The sequence below is a fragment of the Micromonospora sp. NPDC051300 genome, assembly GCF_044455315.1.
Lineage (GTDB): Bacteria > Actinomycetota > Actinomycetes > Mycobacteriales > Micromonosporaceae > Micromonospora > Micromonospora robiginosa.
In genome coordinates, this window is the sequence record NZ_JBITEP010000009.1 from 23,800 (window position 1) to 43,175 (window position 19,376).

The 19,376-nt window shown below is 74.4% G+C and carries 18 protein-coding genes; 14 read left to right on the top strand and 4 right to left on the bottom strand.

Translation table 11 applies throughout. From position 1 onward, the window contains the following. The first annotated feature begins 24 nt into the window (after positions 1-24). From ACIA5A_RS12535 to ACIA5A_RS12565, 7 genes are all read left to right on the top strand, one after another. Positions 25-1,254, top strand: coding sequence for a winged helix-turn-helix domain-containing protein (locus ACIA5A_RS12535; RefSeq protein WP_396760229.1), 1,230 nt, complete (start codon positions 25-27; stop codon positions 1,252-1,254). Beyond that, entirely contained in the window at positions 1,244-1,873 is a 630-nt protein-coding gene (locus ACIA5A_RS12540) for a DUF2752 domain-containing protein (protein WP_396760231.1), read from the top strand. The genes ACIA5A_RS12535 and ACIA5A_RS12540 overlap by 11 nt, the downstream gene beginning before the upstream one ends. Positions 1,874-2,102: 229 nt before the next feature. Beyond that, entirely contained in the window at positions 2,103-2,840 is a 738-nt protein-coding gene (gene thyX, locus ACIA5A_RS12545) for an FAD-dependent thymidylate synthase (protein ID WP_091071150.1), read from the top strand. A 52-nt stretch (positions 2,841-2,892) separates the two neighbouring features. Then, entirely contained in the window at positions 2,893-3,819 is a 927-nt protein-coding gene (gene dapA / locus ACIA5A_RS12550; RefSeq protein WP_396760234.1) for a 4-hydroxy-tetrahydrodipicolinate synthase, read from the top strand. 51 nt (positions 3,820-3,870) lie between these two features. Next, entirely contained in the window at positions 3,871-5,559 is a 1,689-nt protein-coding gene (locus ACIA5A_RS12555) for a ribonuclease J (RefSeq protein WP_396760237.1), read from the top strand. A 174-nt stretch (positions 5,560-5,733) separates the two neighbouring features. Then, positions 5,734-7,281, top strand: a complete 1,548-nt coding sequence (locus ACIA5A_RS12560) for a S1 family peptidase (RefSeq protein WP_396760240.1) — start codon at positions 5,734-5,736, stop codon at positions 7,279-7,281. A 204-nt stretch (positions 7,282-7,485) separates the two neighbouring features. After that, on the top strand, positions 7,486-8,388 hold the full coding sequence (locus ACIA5A_RS12565; protein ID WP_396760243.1) for a TolB family protein: 903 nt from the start codon (positions 7,486-7,488) through the stop codon (positions 8,386-8,388). Between the two features lie 150 nt (positions 8,389-8,538). On the opposite strand, the gene ACIA5A_RS12570 is transcribed toward ACIA5A_RS12565, so the two are convergent. Further along, on the bottom strand, positions 8,539-10,119 hold the full coding sequence (locus ACIA5A_RS12570) for a YbjN domain-containing protein (protein ID WP_396760246.1): 1,581 nt from the start codon (positions 10,117-10,119) through the stop codon (positions 8,539-8,541). Next, positions 10,116-10,586 carry a YbjN domain-containing protein gene (locus ACIA5A_RS12575; protein WP_396760248.1) on the bottom strand — a complete coding sequence of 157 codons (471 nt, stop codon included), beginning with the start codon at positions 10,584-10,586 and terminating at the stop codon, positions 10,116-10,118. Before ACIA5A_RS12575 ends, ACIA5A_RS12570 begins: the two co-directional genes overlap by 4 nt. A 113-nt stretch (positions 10,587-10,699) precedes the next feature. Between ACIA5A_RS12575 and ACIA5A_RS12580 the strand changes: the two genes are divergently transcribed. Continuing rightward, a complete protein-coding gene (locus tag ACIA5A_RS12580; RefSeq protein WP_396760250.1) occupies positions 10,700-13,162 on the top strand; it encodes a DNA translocase FtsK in 2,463 nt (820 codons plus the stop codon). Between the two features lie 57 nt (positions 13,163-13,219). Here the strand turns inward: ACIA5A_RS12580 and ACIA5A_RS12585 are convergent, their stop codons facing one another. Further along, a complete protein-coding gene (locus tag ACIA5A_RS12585; RefSeq protein WP_396760252.1) occupies positions 13,220-13,465 on the bottom strand; it encodes a hypothetical protein in 246 nt (81 codons plus the stop codon). Positions 13,466-13,551: 86 nt separating this feature from the next. Beyond that, positions 13,552-13,866 carry a DMT family transporter gene (locus ACIA5A_RS12590; RefSeq protein ID WP_396760254.1) on the bottom strand — a complete coding sequence of 105 codons (315 nt, stop codon included), beginning with the start codon at positions 13,864-13,866 and terminating at the stop codon, positions 13,552-13,554. Positions 13,867-14,081: 215 nt separating this feature from the next. Here ACIA5A_RS12590 and ACIA5A_RS12595 point away from each other — a divergent pair, with 215 nt between their 5' ends. The 6 genes from ACIA5A_RS12595 (at position 14,082) to ACIA5A_RS12620 (ending at position 19,371) form a co-directional block, all read left to right on the top strand. Continuing rightward, entirely contained in the window at positions 14,082-15,005 is a 924-nt protein-coding gene (locus ACIA5A_RS12595; RefSeq protein WP_396760257.1) for an ornithine cyclodeaminase family protein, read from the top strand. Positions 15,006-15,068: 63 nt separating this feature from the next. Further along, entirely contained in the window at positions 15,069-16,568 is a 1,500-nt protein-coding gene (gene rimO / locus ACIA5A_RS12600; protein ID WP_396760260.1) for a 30S ribosomal protein S12 methylthiotransferase RimO, read from the top strand. 47 nt (positions 16,569-16,615) lie between these two features. Beyond that, positions 16,616-17,197: a CDP-diacylglycerol--glycerol-3-phosphate 3-phosphatidyltransferase gene (gene pgsA / locus ACIA5A_RS12605; RefSeq protein WP_396760654.1), complete on the top strand. Its 582-nt coding sequence runs from the start codon at positions 16,616-16,618 to the stop codon at positions 17,195-17,197. 50 nt (positions 17,198-17,247) lie between these two features. Then, complete coding sequence (locus tag ACIA5A_RS12610) at positions 17,248-17,796, top strand: CinA family protein (RefSeq protein ID WP_396760262.1); 549 nt, start codon at positions 17,248-17,250, stop codon at positions 17,794-17,796. A 140-nt stretch (positions 17,797-17,936) separates the two neighbouring features. Next, positions 17,937-18,386 (top strand): helix-turn-helix domain-containing protein, encoded by a 450-nt coding sequence (locus ACIA5A_RS12615; RefSeq protein WP_396760265.1) that lies wholly within the window; start codon positions 17,937-17,939, stop codon positions 18,384-18,386. Positions 18,387-18,513: 127 nt separating this feature from the next. Beyond that, entirely contained in the window at positions 18,514-19,371 is an 858-nt protein-coding gene (locus ACIA5A_RS12620) for a PspA/IM30 family protein (RefSeq protein WP_396760268.1), read from the top strand. Positions 19,372-19,376 lie beyond the last annotated feature (5 nt).

A 19,376-nucleotide genomic window follows, 5' to 3' on the forward strand; every position in this document is an offset into this window, starting at 1 on the left:
AGGAGTGGATTAGGGTCGCCGACGATGGCCGCACCGGAATCGCTCTCGCTCGCCCAGGCCCGCCGGGTCGCCCTGGCCGCCCAGGGCTTCGCCGACCCGACGCCCACCGGCGTGCCGACCCGCCGGCACCTGCGCCGGGTGCTCGACCGGGTCGGGCTGATCCAGATGGACTCGGTCAACGTGCTCCAGCGCGCGCACTACCTGCCGCTCTACAGCCGGCTCGGGCCCTACCCGACCGCCCTGCTCGACACCGCCGCCTACCGCCGTCCCCGCGAGCTGTTCGAATACTGGGCGCACGAGGCGTCGCTGGTCCCGGTCGTGCTGCACCCGGCGCTGCGCTGGCGGATGGCCAAGGCGCGCGACGACGCCTGGGGCGGGATGCGCCGGATCGCCCAGGAGCAGCCCGAGCTGGTGGCGTGGGTGCGCGACGAGGTGGCCGCCCGGGGCCCGCTCACCGCTGCCGAGATCGAGCACGACGCGCCCCGGGAGACCGGCAACTGGGGCTGGAACTGGTCGACGGTGAAACGGGCGCTGGAGTTCCTCTTCTGGGCCGGCGAGGTGACCGCCGCCGACCGCACCAGTTCGTTCGCCCGCCGCTACGACCTGCCCGAGCGGGTCCTGCCGGCGGCGGTGCTGGACGCGCCCACCCCCACCGACGCGGACGCGCACCGCACCCTGGTGGCGATCGCCGCCCGGTCGCTCGGCGTGGCCGCCGAGCCGGAGCTGCGCGACTACTTCCGGCTGCCGGTGGCCGGGGCCCGGCAGGCGCTCGCCGAGCTGGTCGAGGCGGGCGAGCTGACCCCGGTCACCGTGCAGGGCTGGCGGCAGCCGGCCTACCTGCACGCCGAGGCCCGGCTGCCCCGCTGGGTGCGGGGCAACACCCTGGTCAGCCCGTTCGACCCGCTGGTGTGGGAGCGGGCCCGCGCCGAGCGGTTGTTCGGCTTCACCTACCGCATCGAGATCTACGTGCCGGCGCCCCAGCGGGTCCACGGCTACTACGTGCTGCCGTTCCGGCAGGGCGAGCGCTTCACCGCGCGGGTCGACCTGAAGGCCGACCGGAAGGCCGGCGTGCTGCTGGTGCCGGCCGCGTGGGCCGAGCCGGGCGTCGACGTGGGGGAGACCGCGATGGCGCTCGCCGTCGAGCTGCACCGGCTCGCCGGCTGGCTCGGCCTGGACGCGGTCGCGCCGCCCGCCGCCGGCGACCTCGCCCCCGCGCTGACCGCCGCGTTGGTGGGCGTGGCGGGTGTACGGTGAGCGCGTGACGAGCGTCGACCGGCCTGCCACCGCGCCCGCCCCGTCCGACGAGGCGCCCGGGCACACCGCCCCGCACGTGCCGGTCGGCCCGGCCGCGCCGCACGCGCCCGCCGGCGCTCCCGGGCAGCCCGGTGCGCCGTGGCCGGCCGGGGTGGCCTACCAGCCGGTCGAGCCGGACCGGTTCACCCGGGCGGTGCTGCGCCTGCACGCCCGCGCCCCGCGCTGGGCGGTGCCTCTGGCCGCGCTCGGCTGCGTCGGCCTCGGCATCACCTACGCGTTGATCAGCGACCCCACCCAGAGCGACCCGGACGCCCGGCCGACCTGCCTGCTCAAGCTCACCACCGGGCTGGACTGTCCGGGCTGCGGCGGCACCCGCGCCCTCTGGTACGTGCTGCACGGCGACCTGCCCGCGGCGGCCCGGCACCACTTCCTGTTCGTGTTCGCGCTGCCGTTCCTGGCCTGGCTCTTCGTCGCCTGGGCCGGCAACCGGGCGTTCGGCTGGCGGCTGCCCGAGCCGCGGTTCAGCCCGACGGTGCTCGGCGTCTTCCTGGCCGCCTGGGCGGTCTTCTCGGTGGTCCGCAACCTGCCCTGGGCGCCGTTCCCCTCGCTCTACGTCTGATCGCTGCGGGTCGGCGCCGCTCGGGTTCGGCGCTGCTCCGCGACCGAGCGTGGGTGACCACCCTCTGCTTTCGCGCGGTATACCTGTCAGTCATCATTATGACTCTCAGGTATACCGCTTTCTGGGCTCGGCGAGACGTCGGCCACGGGGCCGGCCCCAGGTGCTGGTCGGCCGCGTGCCCGATTTCCTCGGCGGGCGGGCGGCAACTACAGTCCTCGGCATGCCGGAGATGGTGCAGCCCCAGGTCAAGCTGATCGCGTGGACGCAGTTCCAGGCGCCGGACGAGGTGCCCTGGTCGACCGACGCCGACGGTGGGCAGGCGCTCGCCGAGTTCGCCGGTCGGGCCTGCTACCAGAGCTGGAAGAAGCCGAACCCGGCGACCGCGACGAACGCCGGCTACCTGGCGCACATCCTCGACGTCGGCCACCTGAGCGTGCTGGAGCACGGCTCGGTGAGCTTCTACTTCAGCGGTGTCTCGCGGTCGTTCACCCACGAGCTGATCCGGCACCGGCACTTCTCCTACTCGCAGCTCTCCCAGCGCTACGTACCCGAGCGGGACGCGGCGATGGTCGAGCCCGCGGTGATCGCCGAGGACCCGGAGCTGCACAAGCGGTTCGTCGAGGCGTCCGAGGCGGCGGTGCGGGCGTACACCGATCTGCTGGAGGGGTTGGAGGCCCGCTTCGTCGACGAGCCCAACCCGACGCTGCGCCGCAAGCAGGCCCGGCAGGCGGCCCGGGCCGTGCTGCCGAACGCGACCGAGACGCGGATCGTGGTGACCGGCAACTACCGGGCCTGGCGGCATTTCGTCAAGATGCGCGCCACCGAGCACGCCGACGTGGAGATCCGCGAGTTGGCCGTGGAGTGCCTGCGCCAGCTCCAGGGCGTGGCGCCGAACGTGTTCGCCGACTTCGTGATCTCCACGCTGCCGGACGGCACCGAGGTGGCGGCGTCGCCGCACGCCGAGTGACTCGTCGCCCTTCGCCGCCGGGGCACCGGTGCTCGTCCGCTAGGTTGTGAACATGACGCACGACCACTCCGCCGCCGTCGACCGAGGCCCGTCGCGCCCGTTCGGGCGGGTGATCACGGCCATGGTGACGCCGTTCACCCCCGACGGCGCGCTCGACCTCGACGGCGCGGCCCGGCTGGCCCGCCACCTCGTCGACGAGCAGGGCAACGACGCGCTGGTGCTCAACGGCACCACGGGCGAGTCGCCGACCACCACCGACGCGGAGAAGGAGACCCTGATCCGCGCCGTGGTCGAGGCGGTCGGCGACCGGGCCCGGATCGTCGCCGGGGTGGGCACCAACGACACCCGGCACACCGTCGAGCTGGCCGCGCAGGCCGAGAAGGCCGGCGCGCACGGCCTGCTGGTGGTCACGCCGTACTACAACAAGCCGCCGCAGGCCGGGCTGCTGCACCACTTCACCACCGTCGCGGACGCCACCGGGCTGCCGGTCATGCTCTACGACATCCCGCACCGCTCCGGCGTGGCGATCGCCACCGAGACGCTGGTGAAGCTCGCCGAGCACGGGCGGATCGTCGCGGTGAAGGACGCCAAGGGCGACCTGATCGCGACCTCGGAGGTGCTGGCCCGCAGCGACCTCGCGTTCTACAGCGGCGAGGACGCGCTGACCCTGCCCGCCCTGGCGATCGGCGCGGTCGGCGTGGTCGGCACGTCCACCCACTTCACCGGCGCGGCGACGAAGCAGATGATCGAGGCGTTCGACGCGGGCGACACCGCCGGCGCGCTCGCGCTGCACCGCCGGCTGCTGCCGCTCTACACCGGAATCTTCCGCACCCAGGGCACGATCCTGGTCAAGGCCGGGCTCGCCGCCCAGGGCCTGCCGGCCGGCCCGGTGCGACCGCCGCTGGTGCACGCCACCGGCGACGAACTGGCCCAGCTGCGCGCCGACTGCGCCGCGGCGGGGCTGCCCCTGCCCGAATGACCCGACGACACGACGGACGCCGCACGACGGCGTCGCAGAATGAGGTGACGCGTGACCGAGGCGCACATCGAGGGTGAGCTGCCCCCGCCGCTGCCGGAGGGCGGCCTGCGGATCATCCCGCTCGGCGGACTCGGCGCCATCGGCCGGAACATGACCGTCTTCGAGTACGACGGCAAGCTGCTCATCGTCGACTGCGGGGTCCTCTTCCCCGACGTCGAGCAGCCGGGCGTGGACCTGATCCTGCCCGACTTCGGCCCGATCCTGGACCGACTGGCCGACGTGCAGGCGATCGTGCTCACCCACGGCCACGAGGACCACATCGGCGCGGTGCCGTACCTGCTCGCCCACAAGCCGGACATCCCGCTGGTCGGCTCCCAGTTCACCCTGGCCCTGGTCGAGGCGAAGCTGGCCGAACGGCGGATCCAGCCCTACACGCTCACCGTGCGGGAGGGCGGCCGGGAACGGCTCGGCCCGTTCGAGTGCGAGTTCTTCGCGGTGAACCACTCGATCCCGGACGCGCTCGCGGTGGCCATCCGCACCCCGGCCGGCCTGGTGCTGCACACCGGCGACTTCAAGATGGACCAGCTTCCGCTGGACGGCCGGATCACCGACCTGGCCGGCTTCGCCCGGCTCGGCGCCGAGGGCGTCGACCTGCTGCTGTCCGACTCCACGAACGCGGAGATCCCCGGCTTCGTCACGCCGGAGCGGGAGATCGGGCCGGTGCTCGACTCGATCTTCGCGAAGGCCAAGGGGCGGATCATCGTCGCCTCGTTCGCCTCGCACGTGCACCGGGTGCAGCAGGTCTTCGACTCGGCGGTGGAGCACGGCCGCAAGGTGGCGCTGATCGGCCGGTCCATGGTCCGCAACATGGGCATCGCCCGCGACCTGGGCCTGCTCAACATCCCGCCCGGTCTGGTGGTCAACATCGAGGAGGCCACCAACCTGCCGCCCGAGCAGATCGTGCTGATGTCCACCGGTTCGCAGGGCGAGCCGATGAGCGCGCTCGGCCGGATGGCCAGCGGCGACCACCGGCACATCACCATCGCGCCGGGCGACACCGTGGTGCTCGCCTCGTCGCTGGTCCCCGGCAACGAGACGTCGGTCTACCGGGTGATCAACCGGCTGGCCCGGGCCGGCGCCGTGGTGGTGCACAAGGACGTGGCCAAGGTGCACGTCTCCGGCCACGCCCCGGCCGGCGAACTGCTCTACCTGCTCAACGTGGTGCGGCCGAGCAACCTGATGCCGGTGCACGGCGAGTGGCGGCACCTGCGCGCGCACGCGCGCCTCGGCATCGAGTCCGGCGTCGCGCCGGACCGGGTGGTGCTCTGCGAGGACGGCGACGTGGTCGACCTCGTCGAGGGCCGGGCCAGCCTGGTGGGGCACGTGCGCAGCCGCTACGTCTACGTCGACGGCCTCGCCGTCGGCGACGTCAGCGAGTCGCTGCTCACCGAGCGGCGGATCCTCGGCGACGGTGGTTTCATCGCCACCACCGTGGTGGTCGACTCCGTCACCGGCAAGGTGGTCGCCGGCCCGACCGTCTCGGCCAAGGGCTTCTCCGAGGACCCGGCGGCGTTCAACCCGGTGGTGCCGCTGGTCACCGAGGCGCTCAACCGGGCCGCCGCGGACGGCATCACCGACCCGCACCAGCTCCAGCAGATCGTCCGCCGGACGGTCGGTCGGTGGGTCAACGACGCGTACCGTCGCCGTCCGATGATCGTCCCGACCGTGGTCGAGGTCTGACCCGACAGCTTCGCGCGCCGGTCCACCGCCCGCGGTGGGCCGGCGTCGTCGCTTTCCGGGTACGCCCCGACACGCTCCGTCGAAATCCCGCGGCGCCGTTCAACCGATCGGCGTACGTCTCCGTACTCCCGGTCGACAGGCGTGCCCCCGCGCCCGTCGGGAGGAGCGTGGCGGATGGACCGCAGACGGATGACAGCCATCGGCGTCGTGGTGGCGGCGGCCGGACTGACGGCGGCGGTAACGCTGCCGTCGTTCGCCGGTGAGGAACCCCGGCGGGCCGCCTCGGCGGCCGACGGCGTCGCCCCGGAGGTCCTGGACGCGCTCGGCCGTGACCTCTCGCTCACCCGCGAGCAGGCGGTACGCCGGCTGAGGACCGAACGCTGGGCCGCCGGCACGGTCACCCGGCTGCGCACCGAACTGGGCGCGGACTACGGCGGTAGCTGGCTCAGCGACGACGGCGCCACGCTCAACGTGGCGGTCGCCGACCCGGCCGCCGAGGCCCGGGTGACGGCCACCGGGGCGGTGCCGAAGCCTGTCGCGCGCGGCGTCGCCGAACTGGACGCGGTGAAGACGCGGCTGGACGCGGCCGGCGCCGACGCCAGCCCGGACATCGCCGGCTGGTACGTCGACGTGGCCAGCAACTCGGTGGTGGTGGTCGCCCGGCCCGGCGCGGAGGCCGCCGGCCGCCGGTTCGCCGCCGCCGGTGGGACGGGAGCGGCCCCGGTCCGGGTGCGGACCGCCGACGAGACGCCCCGGCCGCTCTTCGACGTGCGGGGCGGCGACGCCTACTTCATCAACGACGCCGGCCGCTGCTCGGTCGGCTTCTCGGTGGTCGGCGGCTTCGTCACCGCCGGGCACTGCGGCCGGCCGGGGGACCGCACCACCGGGTCGAACCGGGTCGCCCAGGGCACGTTCTCGGCCTCCTCCTTCCCCGGCGACGACTGGGGCGTGGTGAAGGTCAACGGCGACTGGACGCCGCAGGGCGTGGTGAACGACTTCAACGGCGGCACGGTGCCGGTGAACGGCTCCACCGAGGCCCCGGTCGGCGCCTCGATCTGCCGCTCCGGCTCCACCACCGGCACCCGGTGCGGCGTGGTGCAGGCCAAGAACGCGACGGTCAACTACCCGGAGGGCACGGTCACCGGGCTGACCCGCACCGACGTCTGCGCCGAGCCGGGCGACTCGGGTGGCGCGTGGCTCTCCGGCGACCAGGCGCAGGGCGTCACCTCCGGCGGCTCCGGCGACTGCACCCGGGGCGGCGTCACGTTCTTCCAACCGGTCAACGAGATCCTCCAGCGCAACAACCTGACGCTGGTCACCGCCGGCGGCCAGCAGGCGCCCGCGGAGCCGCCCGCAGGTGGTGGCGAGACCGCCCCGCCGGCCAGCACGCCGCCCGCCCCGCCGGCCGCCGACACCGAGTGCGCCGGCCAGGTGAGCCGGACCGGCCGGATCGCCGCCGGCCGCGTCCAGGTGCAGCCGGACGGCCGCTTCTTCCGGGTGGCCGGCGGCGCGCAGGAGGCGTGCCTCGCCGCGCCGGCCGGCGCGCGGATGGTGCTGGAGCTGCAGCGCTTCACCGGCGGCACGTTCCGCACCGTGGCCCGCGCCGACAACGCCGACGGCATGGCGAAGCTGACCGCCGACACCCCGGCCGGCGCCTACCGCTACCGGGTCGTCGGCCTGGCCGGCTCCGGCGAGTACACGCTGGCGTTCTCCGCCCGCTGACCGCCGCCCGGCGGCCCCACGGACCGCGGCCCCCGACTCCCACCGCCCGGTGGTCGGGGGTCGCGCCGCGTCGGCGGCGCAGGTCCTTCGGGCACTCCCACCGCCCGGTGGTCGGGGGTCGCGCCGCGTCGGCGGCGCCGTGGCGGGGCAGCGCGACGGGCGGCCGGCCTCTAGTCTCCTGTGTGGACATCAACGGGGGTGGGCATGGCGAAGCGCGGGATGGCGGCGACGGTCGGTGCGATGGTGGTCCTGGGGCAGGTGCTGCTCGGGGGCGCCCCGGCGGGCGCCGCCGAGGCGAGCGGGGGCCTGCTGGCTTCCGGCTACGACACGACGCAGCGCCTGGATCCGGTCACCGGCCAGGCGCTCGGGGTGGTCGGCGCCGGTCAGGACGCCACGGTCAGCCGTTCCGGCCGCCTCGCCTACGTCCGGGACGTCGACCCCTGTCACCCGGACGTCGAGGGGTGCTTCGGCGCGAACGATCTACTGGTCACCGCGCGCGACGGCACGCGGGAGCGGGTCCTGGTGCACAACACCAACGCGCAGGGCGGGGTGTCCTGGCCCGACTGGTCCCCCGACGGTAGGTGGATCACCTACTACTGGGGCACGCCCGGCGAGCGCGGGCTCAACATCGTCAACGTCGACGGCACCGGCAACGACCAGTTGGTCCAGGTCGGCGGGCCGGGCACGTTCTCGCCCGACGGGCGCTCCATCGCGTATGTCAAGGACGGCGACGTGGCCGTGATCGACCTGGAGACGCGGGAGTCCCGCGCGGTGACCGCCGACGGGCTCGCCCAGTTCTCCCCGCCGGACTGGTCGCCCGACGGCCGGACGATCGTCTACGCCGGCCAGTCGGAGTTCCTCACCGTCCCGGCAGCCGGGGGGCCGTCGACGCACGCCGGCATCTGGCCCAATGCGCTGAGCGACGTCTTCGCGCCGGTGTTCGCTCCGAACGGGCGGAAGGTCGCCTTCACCGCCACCGAGGCGTCGTCCGACCCGGACCTGCCGGGCACCCGGCGCGTCTTCACCGCGCGGGTGGACGGGTCGAGACTGCGCGCGGTGGCGGACCTGGACGCGGAGTTGACCGACTGGCTGCGCGGGCGCGGATAGCTCGCGCCGTTCCCGGCGCGGGCGACGGATCCGCCACCGCCGGGGGGGCACCGCTCTCGCCCCCGGCCGGCCTCCGACCGCAACCCGCACGCGCGTCCGGGGGACGTGACCGGTCGTGGGCGGATCCTTCCGCCGACCGACGGCTCCCGGTCATGGCAGCGCGGCGACCGCGTCGGCGTAGGCCGTTCCGGTGCGGATCGCGGCGGCCACCAGCACGACGAGCTGAGCCGGGGCGACGCCGCAGGACAGGTCGGTGGTGATGCCGGCGGCCAGCACCAGCGTCTGGTCGTCGGGCTCGTGCACGTAGGCGGCGGGTAGCAGCCGGTCGTGGTTCCAGACGTTGCAGAACGCGTACGCCTCGGCGCGGCGGGCGGCCGGCAGTCGGCGGGTCGCCACCACCCGGGTGTGCAGCACGTCGCCGTGCCGGCCGAGCCGCCGGAACTGGATCGTCGCCTCGCCCCACCGCCCGACCAGCGTGCCGTCCGGCTCCACCGTGTACGCCTCGTCCCGGGCGTCCAGCACGGCGGCGAGCAGCGCCCCGTCGAGCGGGGCCGGCTCCTCCGGGTCGGGCGGGCCGGGGTCGGCCGGGTCGACCGTCGGCTCGTCGTCGAACTCGCTCTCGGCGGCCAGCGACACCGGCCCGGCGAGCGGCCGCTCGGCCAGCCAGGAGGCGATCCGCCCGGACTGGTGGCCGGTGCCGTTGCGGGCGTCGAAGCTGCCGGCAAGTGCGGTCGCCAACGCCTGGAGCTGGGCCCCGAGCGTGGCGACGTCCACCTCGGCCGCCGGGCGGGGACCGTGCCCGGGGCGGTGGATCCGCCGCCCGCCGAGACCGGCCTCGGCGGCCAGCCCGCAGAGCAGCGCGCCGGCCGCGGCGAACTCCATCGCGGACAGGTCGTCGGCCGGGTGGTCCAGCCGGGGCAGTTGCTCGGTCAGCAGCTCCAGCCCGCGGTGCAGGTATCCACCCAGCGCGCAGAACCGCAGGTGCGCGGCGAGCAGCGGGAACGCGGTGCGCTCCCGGCGGTGCCGGCGGTACGCGCGGACGTGGGCCCGTGCCGCGTCCTCCACCGCGCCGGTGCGCAGCCAGGGGAGCAGCCCGGTGGCGAGCGACCGTTCGGGTTGGTCGGTGCAGCCCGCCGGATCGGCGCTGGCCAACGCCGCCAGCGCCTCCTCCGGTTCGCCCCAGCCGGCCAGCAGCTCGGCCCGCCGCGCCGGGGCGCACCCTGGGCACCCGCCGACCGGGTCCGCCGGGTCACCGGCGGTCCACCGCGCGTACGCGTCCCGGGCGGCCGGCTCGTCGCCGAGATGGTCGGCGAGCCGGCAGCGCAGCTCGGCGACCGGCGAGGCGTCCGCGCCCAGCTCCTCGGCGAGCGTGTCGAGCAGGGACCGGGCCTGGTCCAGTCCCACCCTGGGGGTGCCGAAGAGCGCCTCGACCGCCTGCCGCTGGTGCCGGCGCAGCCGGGTCAGCTCGTCGGGCCGGGTGTCGAGCAGCCCGGGGTGCCGGGCCAGCGTGGCCCGCAGGTGGCCGACCTGCTCCACGGTCCGCCACCGCTCACCCAGGTGCAGGTACGCCTCGACCAGCGCGAACCGCGCGGAGAGGGCGGTACGTGGGTCGCCGGTGGCGTCGGCGCGGGCGGCGATGCGCGCCAGCTCGGCGCAGCGTTCCTCGCCGTCGGGGCGGTCCCGGGCGTCGGCGAGCGCGGCGGCCAGCCCCCGGTCGCGGGCCGTCGTCATCGGACCGACCCGTCGGGCAGGTCGGCGACGGCGTCGGCGAGCTGGCAGCCGGTGGTGACGCCACAGTCGACCAGCCGGTCGAGCTGGTGCGGGGTCACCCCGCGTTCCAGGTCGGTGGTGACCTCGCCGCAGACCTGGGCCGTCCCGTCGTCGGCGACGTGCACGTACGCCTTGGGCCAGAGCCGGTCGTGGTTCCAGGTGTTGCAGAACGCGTGCAGCTCGGGCACGCGTTCGATGCCGAACCGGGGCGCGGTGACGGTGCGCACCTGGAGCAGCTCGCCTGTCGCGCCACGACGGTGGAACCAGATGAGACTCCGCTCCCAGCGGCCGACCAGGGCGCCGTCGGGCTCGGCGACCACCGCGTATCCCCGGTGGGTCAGCACGGCGGCGATCAGCTCCCCGGTCAGCGGGCGCAGCGCCCGCGGGTGCCCGGCCAGCGGACCGTCCTCGATCTCCGGCGACGCCATCGGGCATCCCTTCTGAGGCGAATAACACAAACGACGGTCCGATCCGTGCTGTGACACGCGGACACGACCCGGAAAAGCGGCGTTCCGCCGGGTACCGCCGTTACCGTGACTCTATGGCGGGCCGTACCTCTCAGGCGAGCCGGCGGCGCGGCGCGTCGTCACGTGGCTCCACGAACAACCGTGCCCGTCAACCGGCGAAGAAGGCGGCGCGCAAGCCCGCGCGGCGGCGACCGGCCCGTGGGCCGAGCCCGGCGGCGTTCGTCGGCGGCGCGGTCAACGCGCTGTGGATGGGGCTGGCGCACTCGGTCGGCTGGGCGTTCCGGGCCGCCGGCCGGCAGGCCGCGTCCACCCGGGAGCTGGACCCCGAGCATCGCCGCGACGGCGCGGGCCTGTTGCTGTTCGGGCTGGCCATCCTCGCCGCGGTGGGCATCTGGGGCGGTGGCGCCGGCCCGGTCGGCAGGCACCTGGCCGACACCGTGCGCCTCTTCGTCGGGGCGATCTCGATCGTGCTGCCGGTGCTGCTGATGGTCGGCGCGTGGCGGCTGATGCGGACCCCGGTCGACCCGGAGCACCGCGGTCGCGGCCTGGTCGGCTGGGGCTCGATGCTGCTGGCCACCGCCGCGATGCTGCACATCGGGCAGAACCCGGTCGACGAGGTCCAACGCGACTACGCCGGTGGCCTGGTCGGCGCCGGTGTGGGCGACCTGCTGAAGTCGGCGGTGACCGCCTGGGTGGCGATGCCGCTGCTGGTCCTGCTGCTGGTGTTCGGCCTGCTGGTGGTCACCGCCACCCCGATCAACCGGATCCCGGAGCGGCTCGGGTTGCGGGCCGACCCGTCCGCGCCCGGACTGGCCGAGGAGGAAACCGACGAGGTCGAGGCGCCGCCGAAGCCGGCGCGCCGGCGGCCGGCGAAGCGGCTCCCGCCGCCGATGGACCCGCCGGAGCTGGACCCGGACGACGAGCTGGCCGGCGTCGACCTGCAGGACACCATCGTGCTGCCGCGCAAGATGCCCAAGGTGCCGGCGAACCGCAAGCCGGTCGAGCCGCCGGAGCACTCGCCGCTGCCCACCCGCGCCGAGCAGCTCGCGCTGACCGGGCTGGCCGGCGACTACACGCTGCCGCCGGCCAACCTGCTGGGCAGCGGGGCCGCGCCGAAGACCCGCAGCAAGGCCAACGACGAGGTGATCGCGGCGCTGACCGGCGTCTTCGAGCAGTTCGACGTGGACGCCGCGGTCACCGGCTTCACCCGCGGCCCGACCGTCACCCGCTACGAGGTCGAGCTGGGGCCGGGCGTCAAGGTCGAGCGGATCACCCAGCTCTCCCGCAACATCGCGTACGCGGTGAAGTCGCCGGACGTGCGGATCCTCAGCCCGATCCCGGGCAAGAGCGCGGTCGGCGTGGAGATCCCGAACACCGACCCGGAGAACGTGTCGCTCGGTGACGTGCTGCGCTCGCGCGCCGCGACCAGCGACCACCACCCGATGGTGGTGGCGCTCGGCAAGGACATCGAGGGCGGCTACGTGGTGGCCAACCTGGCGAAGATGCCGCACATCCTGATCGCGGGCGCCACCGGCGCCGGCAAGTCGTCGTGTCTGAACTCGCTGCTGGTGTCCGTCCTGACCCGGGCCACGCCGGACGAGGTGCGGCTGCTGCTGATCGACCCGAAGCGGGTCGAGATGACCGGCTACGAGGGCATCCCGCACCTGGTCACGCCGATCGTGACAAACCCGAAGAAGGCGGCCGACTCGCTGGAGTGGGTCGTGCGCGAGATGGACATGCGCTACGACGACCTCGCCGCCAACGGGGTCCGGCACATCGACGACTTCAACCGCAAGGTGCGCAACGGCGAGATCAAGGCCCCGCCGGGCAGCGAGCGGGAGATGCGCCCCTACCCCTACCTGCTGGTGATCGTGGACGAGCTGGCCGACCTGATGATGGTCGCGCCGCGCGACGTGGAGGACTCGGTCGTCCGGATCACCCAGCTCGCCCGCGCCGCCGGCATCCACCTGGTGCTGGCCACCCAGCGGCCGTCGGTGGACGTGGTCACCGGCCTGATCAAGGCGAACGTGCCGTCCCGGCTGGCGTTCGCCACCTCGTCGCTCGCCGACTCCCGGGTCATCCTCGACCAGCCGGGCGCGGAGAAGCTGCTCGGCCGCGGTGACGGCCTGTTCCTGCCGATGGGCGCGTCGAAGCCGGTGCGGATCCAGGGCGCGTGGGTGACCGAGCGCGAGATCGCCGACGTGGTGAAGTTCTGCAAGGACCAGCGCGAGCCGGAGTTCCGGCCGGACGTGCTCGCCCCGGCGCAGGACAGCAAGAAGAAGATCGACGAGGACATCGGCGACGACCTCGACCTGCTGGTGCAGGCGGTCGAGCTGGTGGTGACCTCGCAGTTCGGCTCGACCTCGATGCTCCAGCGCAAGCTGCGGGTCGGCTTCGCCAAGGCGGGCCGGCTGATGGACCTGATGGAGACGCGGGGCGTGGTCGGCCCGTCCGAGGGCTCCAAGGCCCGCGACGTGCTGGTCAAGCCGGACGAGCTGGAGGAGGTCCTGGCCGGCCTGCGCGGCGGCGAGGACTGACGCCGGACGCGACGCGGGCCCGCCGGACGACCGGCGGGCCCGTGTGACGTGGCGGCCTCAGTTGGCGAGGATGGCGTAGCTGATGATCATGCCGAGCACGGCGCCGGCGACGCTGGCGGCGGCGGCGTACCAGCCGAGCGGCTTGTCGCCCAGCACCGCGCCGACGATGCCCAGCACGAGGCCGACCAGGCCGAACAGCGGCGGCAGGATGAGGATCGCGATGGCCGCGAAGACGAACGCGATGATGGTGCAGATCCGGGCGGCGCCGCTGCGCGGACGGGCGGTGGCGTGGACGTCGGCCATGGGTTCCTCCGTGGGGTGATCTCTCTCGGTGAGCTGCGGATCACCTACCCCGACCGCGCGGCCGTCCAAACCGGATCGCGCATCGATCAGTGGAAGAGTTTCAGCCCGACCACGCCGGCGACCACCAGCAGCAGGCTGGCGATCCGGGGCAGGTTCGCCGGCTCGCCGAGCGCGAACATGCCGACCAGCGCGGTGCCCACCGCGCCGATACCGACCCAGACCGCGTAGCCGGTGCCGACCGGGATGTCGCGCAGCGCGTACGCCAGGCCGGCCATGCTGCCGACCAGGGTGACCGCGAAGACGGCGGAGGGGAGGGGGCGGGTGAAGCCGGCGCTGCGGTCCAGGGCGATCGCCCACGCGGTCTCCAGCAGTCCGGAGAGCACCAGCACGATCCAGGCCATGATCAGTCACCTCTGACGGGCGGGCCCGGCTGTCGCACCGGGCGGTGGTCGTTTCCGCGGGGCGTCGTGCCTGACCGGGTACGCCCACCACTCGTCCGGGACGGCGCGGGGGCCGTCGTGCCCGACGCTAGCACCGGCCGGGTGGAACCGAGGGCGGGGTGAGAAAGCCCACCATGGCTGGAGTTGACGCGAACTTCAGGTTGCACGATGGGGACATGACCGTGCTCTTCTCCGACGAGGACGTCGCGGCGGCCGTGGACGCCCCGCTCACCGTCGCCGCCATGCGGGACGCGCTGCTCGCCGCGCACGAGGGGCGGCTGATCGCCCCGCCCCGGGCGTCCGCCCCGCTCGGTGGCGGGCGGATGGTGCTCACCGCCGGCCACCTCACCGGCGAGTGGTACGGCTTCCGCTCCTACGACACGTTCGGGCACCCGGAGAGCGGGCAACTTGTCGTGCTGCACGACGCCACCACCGGCGCGGTACGCGCCATCGCCGTCGGCGAGGAGCTGGGCTCGCGGCGTACCGGGGGACTGGGCGGCGTGGCCGTGGACGCGCTGGCCCGGTCGGACGCCGCCACCCTCGGCGTGGTCGGTTCCGGCCGCCAGGCGTGGACCCAGGTCTGGGCCGCGGCGGCGGTCCGGCCGCTGCGCGAGGTGACCGTGCACAGCCGTTCGGCCGCCCGGCGGGAGGCGTTCGCCGCCCGGGTCCGAGCCGAGCTGGGCGTGCCGGCCCGCGCCGTCGGGTCCGCCGCCGCCGCGGTGCGTGACCGGGATCTCGTGGTGCTCGCCACCACCAGCACCGCCCCGGTGCTGGCCGCCGCCGACCTGGCCCCGGGCACGCACGTCAACACCGTCGGCTTCAAGCAGGTCGACAGGCACGAGTTCGGCACCGACCTGCTCGACGCCGCGGACGTGTTGGTCACCGACTCGCCGGGGCAGGCCGCCGCGTACGCGCCGCCGATGCTCGCCGCCGTCGAGCCGTACGCCGGGCGGCTGCGCGACCTGGGCGCGGTGCTGGCCGGCGCGGTCCCCGGCCGGACCGGCGCGGACCAGATCTCGGTGTTCTGCTCCACCGGCCTGGCCGGCACCGAGGTCTTCCTGCTGGACCGCCTGTCCCGCGTGGCGGCTCCGGCGCGGTGAGAGGGGGGCCCTTCTCTACCACGGGCGTTAAGAAGGGGCCCTTCCTTGCACCTGTACCCTCGGATGGTGTCTGATACCTCCTCCTCCGCATCCGACGGGCGCCGCGTCGCGCTGCTGACCCTGGGCTGCGCCCGCAACGAGGTCGACTCGGAGGAGTTGGCCGCCCGGCTGCACGCCGACGGCTGGCAGGTGACCACCGACGGCGAGGGCGCCGACGTGGTGGTGGTGAACACCTGCGGCTTCGTCGAGAAGGCCAAGCAGGACTCGATCCAGACGCTGCTGGCCGCCGCCGACACCGGCGCCAAGGTGGTCGCCGCCGGCTGCATGGCCGAGCGGTACGGGCGTGAGCTGGCCGACAGTCTCCCCGAGGCGCAGGCGGTGCTGAGCTTCGACGACTACCCGGACATCGCCGCCCGCCTGGACGCGGTGGTGGCCGGCGAGGCGATCGACGCGCACACCCCGCGCGACCGGCGTGAGCTGCTCCCGCTGACCCCGGTGAAGCGGCGCGAGGCGGCGGTGTCGCTGCCCGGCCACGGCACCCCGACCCGGGTCGCGCCGGAGACCGACGCGCACACCCCGGCGCACCTGCGCCAGGTGTTGCGGCACCGGCTGGACACCGGTCCGGTGGCCTCGCTGAAGCTGGCCAGCGGCTGCGACCGGCGGTGCGCGTTCTGCGCCATCCCGGCGTTCCGGGGGGCGTTCGTCTCGCGTACCCCGGACGAGCTGCTCGCCGAGGCCGAGTGGCTGGCCAAGACCGGCGTCCGCGAGCTGGTGCTGGTCAGCGAGAACTCCACCTCCTACGGCAAGGACCTGGGTGACCCGCGCGCGCTGGAGAAGCTGCTGCCGCAGCTCGCCGCGATCGACGGGATCGTGCGGGTACGCGCCAGCTACCTCCAGCCCGCCGAGACCCGGCCCGGACTGGTCGAGGTGATCGCCACCACGCCCGGCGTGGCCGCCTACTACGACCTGTCGTTCCAGCACTCCAGCGAGCCGGTGCTGCGCCGGATGCGGCGCTTCGGCTCCACCGACCGGTTCCTGGAGCTGCTGGCCTCGGCCCGCGCGCTCGCGCCGGAGGCGGGCGCCCGGAGCAACTTCATCGTCGGTTTCCCCGGTGAGACGAAGCAGGACGTGGCCGAGCTGGTCCGGTTCCTGACCGACGCCCGGCTGGACGCGATCGGCATGTTCGACTACAGCGACGAGGACGGCACCGAGGCGGCCGGACTGCCCGGCAAGGTCTCCGCCGGCACGGTCAAGCGGCGCTACGACAGGCTCAGCGCGCTCGCCGACGAGCTGTGCTCGCAGCGGGCCGAGGAGCGGCTCGGCTCGACCGTGGAGGTGCTTGTCGACTCGGTCGCCGACGGCGTGGTCGAGGGCCGGGCCGCCCACCAGGCGCCCGAGGTCGACGGCTCGACCACGCTCGTCGCGCCGGACGGCGGCGGCGTCGACCTGGCCGCGCTGCGCCCGGGCGACCTGGTCCGGGCCCGGGTCACCGCGACCGAGGGTGTCGACCTGGTCGCCGTGCCGGATGAGATGATCTCGGCGGCGCCCGGCGCGGCACGGTGACGGCGGGTCCGGACGGAGCGGGGAAGCCACGTGGGGCGATGCCGGACATGACCGGGGCGGAGTCGACGGTGGCCACGCCCGTGCCACTGCTCAACGCGGCCAACCTGCTGACCGCGGCGCGGCTGGTGCTGGTGCCGGTGTTCGCGGTGACCGTCGTCGCGTCCGGGATGACCCACGCCGGTTGGCGGATGGCGGCCTGCCTGATCTTCGTGGTGGCCTCCGCCACGGACTTGGTCGACGGGTGGATCGCCCGCCGCTTCGAGCTGGTCACCTCGCTGGGCAAGGTCGCCGACCCGATCGCCGACAAGGCGCTCACCGGCGCCGCGCTGGTGCTGCTCTCCTGGTACGACCGGCTGCCCTGGTGGGTGACCGTGGTGATCCTGGTGCGCGAGCTGGGGATCACCGCGATGCGCTTCTGGGTGATCCGGCACGGGGTGATCGCGGCCAGCCGGGGCGGCAAGATCAAGACGGCGCTGCAGATCCTGGCGATCACCTGGTACCTCTGGCCGATGCCGGCCGCGCTGGCCCCGGTCGGCCCCTGGATCATGGGGGCCGCCGTGCTGGTCACCGTGGCGACCGGCTTCGACTACGTGGCGCAGGCGCTGCGGCTGCGCCGTCCCGCGCGTTGATCCGGTCAGCCGGCGAGTAAGCCGGCGCGACGCGGGAAGAAGGGGCGGTCATGGAGGACACCGACGCGCGACACCAGCGGCCCGCCGGCAGCCCGGCGGCCTCCGTGGTGCACCGCCTGCACGACCGCGGCGAGACGCTGGCCACTGTCGAGTCGCTGACCGGTGGCCTGCTCGCCGCCGCGATCGTGGAGATCGCCGGGGTCAGTTCGATCTACCGGGGCGGGTTCGTGGTCTACGCCACCGAGCTCAAGGCGACCCTGGCCGGCGTACCCGAGGACCTGCTGGCCGCGCGCGGGCCGGTGGACCCGGACGTGGCCGTCGCGCTCGCCGAAGGCGGGCGGCGGCGCTGCGGCGCGGACTGGGGCCTGGCCACCACCGGCGTGGCCGGCCCGGAACCGCAGGACGGCAAGCCGGTGGGCCTGGTCTACGTGGCGGTCGCCGGCCCGGCCGGCGCCGAGGTGCGCCGGCTCGACCTCGACGGCGGCCGCGACCGCATCCGCACCGCCGCGGTGGTGGAGGCGCTGCGCCTGCTCGCCGAGCGGATCCAGACGGTCCACGACGCGTCGGCCGCCGACCCGGCCGGCGCCGGCCGGCGATGACCGCCGCCCGGCGACCGGTCCGGCGGGATTGGACAGGCGGGGTGGGATGTCGTCGTGGCGGTCAACGGGTACGGTTGCGGGAAGGCTCCGGCGCGGCGCTCGCCGGTCGGGCGCGATGACCCGTTTCAGGGGGAGGTGCGATGGTCCTGCTACGCCGGGTGATCGGTGACGCACTGCGGGCGCGCCGGCAGGGGCAGCACCGCACCCTCCGCGAGGTCTCGTCCGCCGCCAACGTCAGCCTCGGCTACCTCTCCGAGATCGAGCGCGGCCAGAAGGAGCCCTCCAGCGAGCTGCTGGCCGCCATCTGCGACGCGCTCGGCGCGCGCCTGTCCGAGCTGCTGCGCGAGGTGAGCGACACGGTCGCCCTGGCCGAGCAGATGCCGGGCGTGCTGGTGCCGGTGGTCGACGAGCCGGTCGAGTCGACGCCGGTGGCTCCGGCCGCCGTGCGCAAGGCGACCAACCGGGGGGTCCGGCAGGTCACCTCCGACGGCGCGGTGGCCGTCCAGGTCCGGCAGGACTCGCCGCTCAAGGCGACGCTGCGCAGCACCCGGGTGCGCCCCGCCGAGCGGGACGTGGTCTGCGCGGCCTGACCCCGTCGGCTCGCGCATGGTCGCCAGTGGCGCTCGCGTCGTAGTGTTGATCAGGGTCGTACGGGTGCCGGGGTGGCGTCCGACTGGGACGATGTAGGCGCGACGCTACTGAGGGGACGAGGCGGAGATGGCGAACCCGTTCGTCAAGGGTTGGAAGTACCTGATGGCGCTCTTCGGGGCGAAGATCGACGAGCACGCCGATCCGAAGGTGCAGATCCAGCAGGCGGTCGAGGAGGCGCAGCGGCAGCACCAGGCGCTGGTCCAGCAGGCGGCGGCGGTGATCGGCAACCAGCGTCAGCTCGAGATGAAGCTGTCCCGGCAGATCACCGAGGTGGAGCAGCTCCAGGGCAACGCGCGGCAGGCGCTCGCGCTGGCCGACCAGGCCCGGGCGAAGGGCGACGAGACCGAGGCCGGGCGCTACGAGCAGTCCGCCCAGATGCTCGCCACCCAGTTGGTCTCCGGCGAGCAGGCGCTGGAGGACCTCAAGACGCTGCACGACCAGGCGCTCGGCGCGGCCGCGCAGGCCCGCAAGGCGGTCGAGAACAACTCGATGATCCTGCAGCAGAAGCTCGCCGAGCGCACCAAGCTGCTGAGCCAGCTCGAGCAGGCCAAGATGCAGGAGAGCGTGGCCCGCTCGCTGGAGTCGATGTCGTCGTTGACCGCGCCGGCCAGCACCCCGTCGCTGGACGAGGTCCGCGACCGGATCGAGCGCCGCTACGCCACCGCCATGGGCCGGGCCGAGCTGGCCGGCAACTCGGTCGAGGGCCGGATGCTGGAGATCCAGAAGGCGACGCTCGACTCGGCCGGATCGGCCAGACTGGAACAGATCCGGTCGAGCATGGCCGGCGACCAGCTCGGCGGCCGGCAGGAGCGCCCCGCGGTGGGGCAGCAGCAGTCGACCGACCCGGCCGCCGCCGCGCGACTGGACGAGATCCGGGCCAGCATGAGCCGCGAGCGCGGCACCGGGGAGACCACCACCGGCTGACGGAC

What these genes read in the sequence shown, in the direction of transcription:
- ACIA5A_RS12535 (WP_396760229.1), top strand. Translation starts at nt 25, where the DNA reads ATGGCCGCACCGGAATCGCTCTCGCTCGCCCAGGCCCGCCGGGTCGCC.
- thyX (WP_091071150.1), top strand. Translation starts at nt 2,103, where the DNA reads ATGGTGCAGCCCCAGGTCAAGCTGATCGCGTGGACGCAGTTCCAGGCG.
- dapA (WP_396760234.1), top strand. Translation starts at nt 2,893, where the DNA reads ATGACGCACGACCACTCCGCCGCCGTCGACCGAGGCCCGTCGCGCCCG.
- ACIA5A_RS12560 (WP_396760240.1), top strand. Translation starts at nt 5,734, where the DNA reads ATGGACCGCAGACGGATGACAGCCATCGGCGTCGTGGTGGCGGCGGCC.
- ACIA5A_RS12565 (WP_396760243.1), top strand. Translation starts at nt 7,486, where the DNA reads ATGGCGAAGCGCGGGATGGCGGCGACGGTCGGTGCGATGGTGGTCCTG.
- ACIA5A_RS12570 (WP_396760246.1), bottom strand. Translation starts at nt 10,119, where the DNA reads ATGACGACGGCCCGCGACCGGGGGCTGGCCGCCGCGCTCGCCGACGCC.
- ACIA5A_RS12575 (WP_396760248.1), bottom strand. Translation starts at nt 10,586, where the DNA reads ATGGCGTCGCCGGAGATCGAGGACGGTCCGCTGGCCGGGCACCCGCGG.
- ACIA5A_RS12580 (WP_396760250.1), top strand. Translation starts at nt 10,700, where the DNA reads ATGGCGGGCCGTACCTCTCAGGCGAGCCGGCGGCGCGGCGCGTCGTCA.
- ACIA5A_RS12585 (WP_396760252.1), bottom strand. Translation starts at nt 13,465, where the DNA reads ATGGCCGACGTCCACGCCACCGCCCGTCCGCGCAGCGGCGCCGCCCGG.
- ACIA5A_RS12590 (WP_396760254.1), bottom strand. Translation starts at nt 13,866, where the DNA reads ATGGCCTGGATCGTGCTGGTGCTCTCCGGACTGCTGGAGACCGCGTGG.
- ACIA5A_RS12595 (WP_396760257.1), top strand. Translation starts at nt 14,082, where the DNA reads ATGACCGTGCTCTTCTCCGACGAGGACGTCGCGGCGGCCGTGGACGCC.
- rimO (WP_396760260.1), top strand. Translation starts at nt 15,069, where the DNA reads ATGGTGTCTGATACCTCCTCCTCCGCATCCGACGGGCGCCGCGTCGCG.
- pgsA (WP_396760654.1), top strand. Translation starts at nt 16,616, where the DNA reads ATGACCGGGGCGGAGTCGACGGTGGCCACGCCCGTGCCACTGCTCAAC.
- ACIA5A_RS12610 (WP_396760262.1), top strand. Translation starts at nt 17,248, where the DNA reads ATGGAGGACACCGACGCGCGACACCAGCGGCCCGCCGGCAGCCCGGCG.
- ACIA5A_RS12615 (WP_396760265.1), top strand. Translation starts at nt 17,937, where the DNA reads ATGGTCCTGCTACGCCGGGTGATCGGTGACGCACTGCGGGCGCGCCGG.
- ACIA5A_RS12620 (WP_396760268.1), top strand. Translation starts at nt 18,514, where the DNA reads ATGGCGAACCCGTTCGTCAAGGGTTGGAAGTACCTGATGGCGCTCTTC.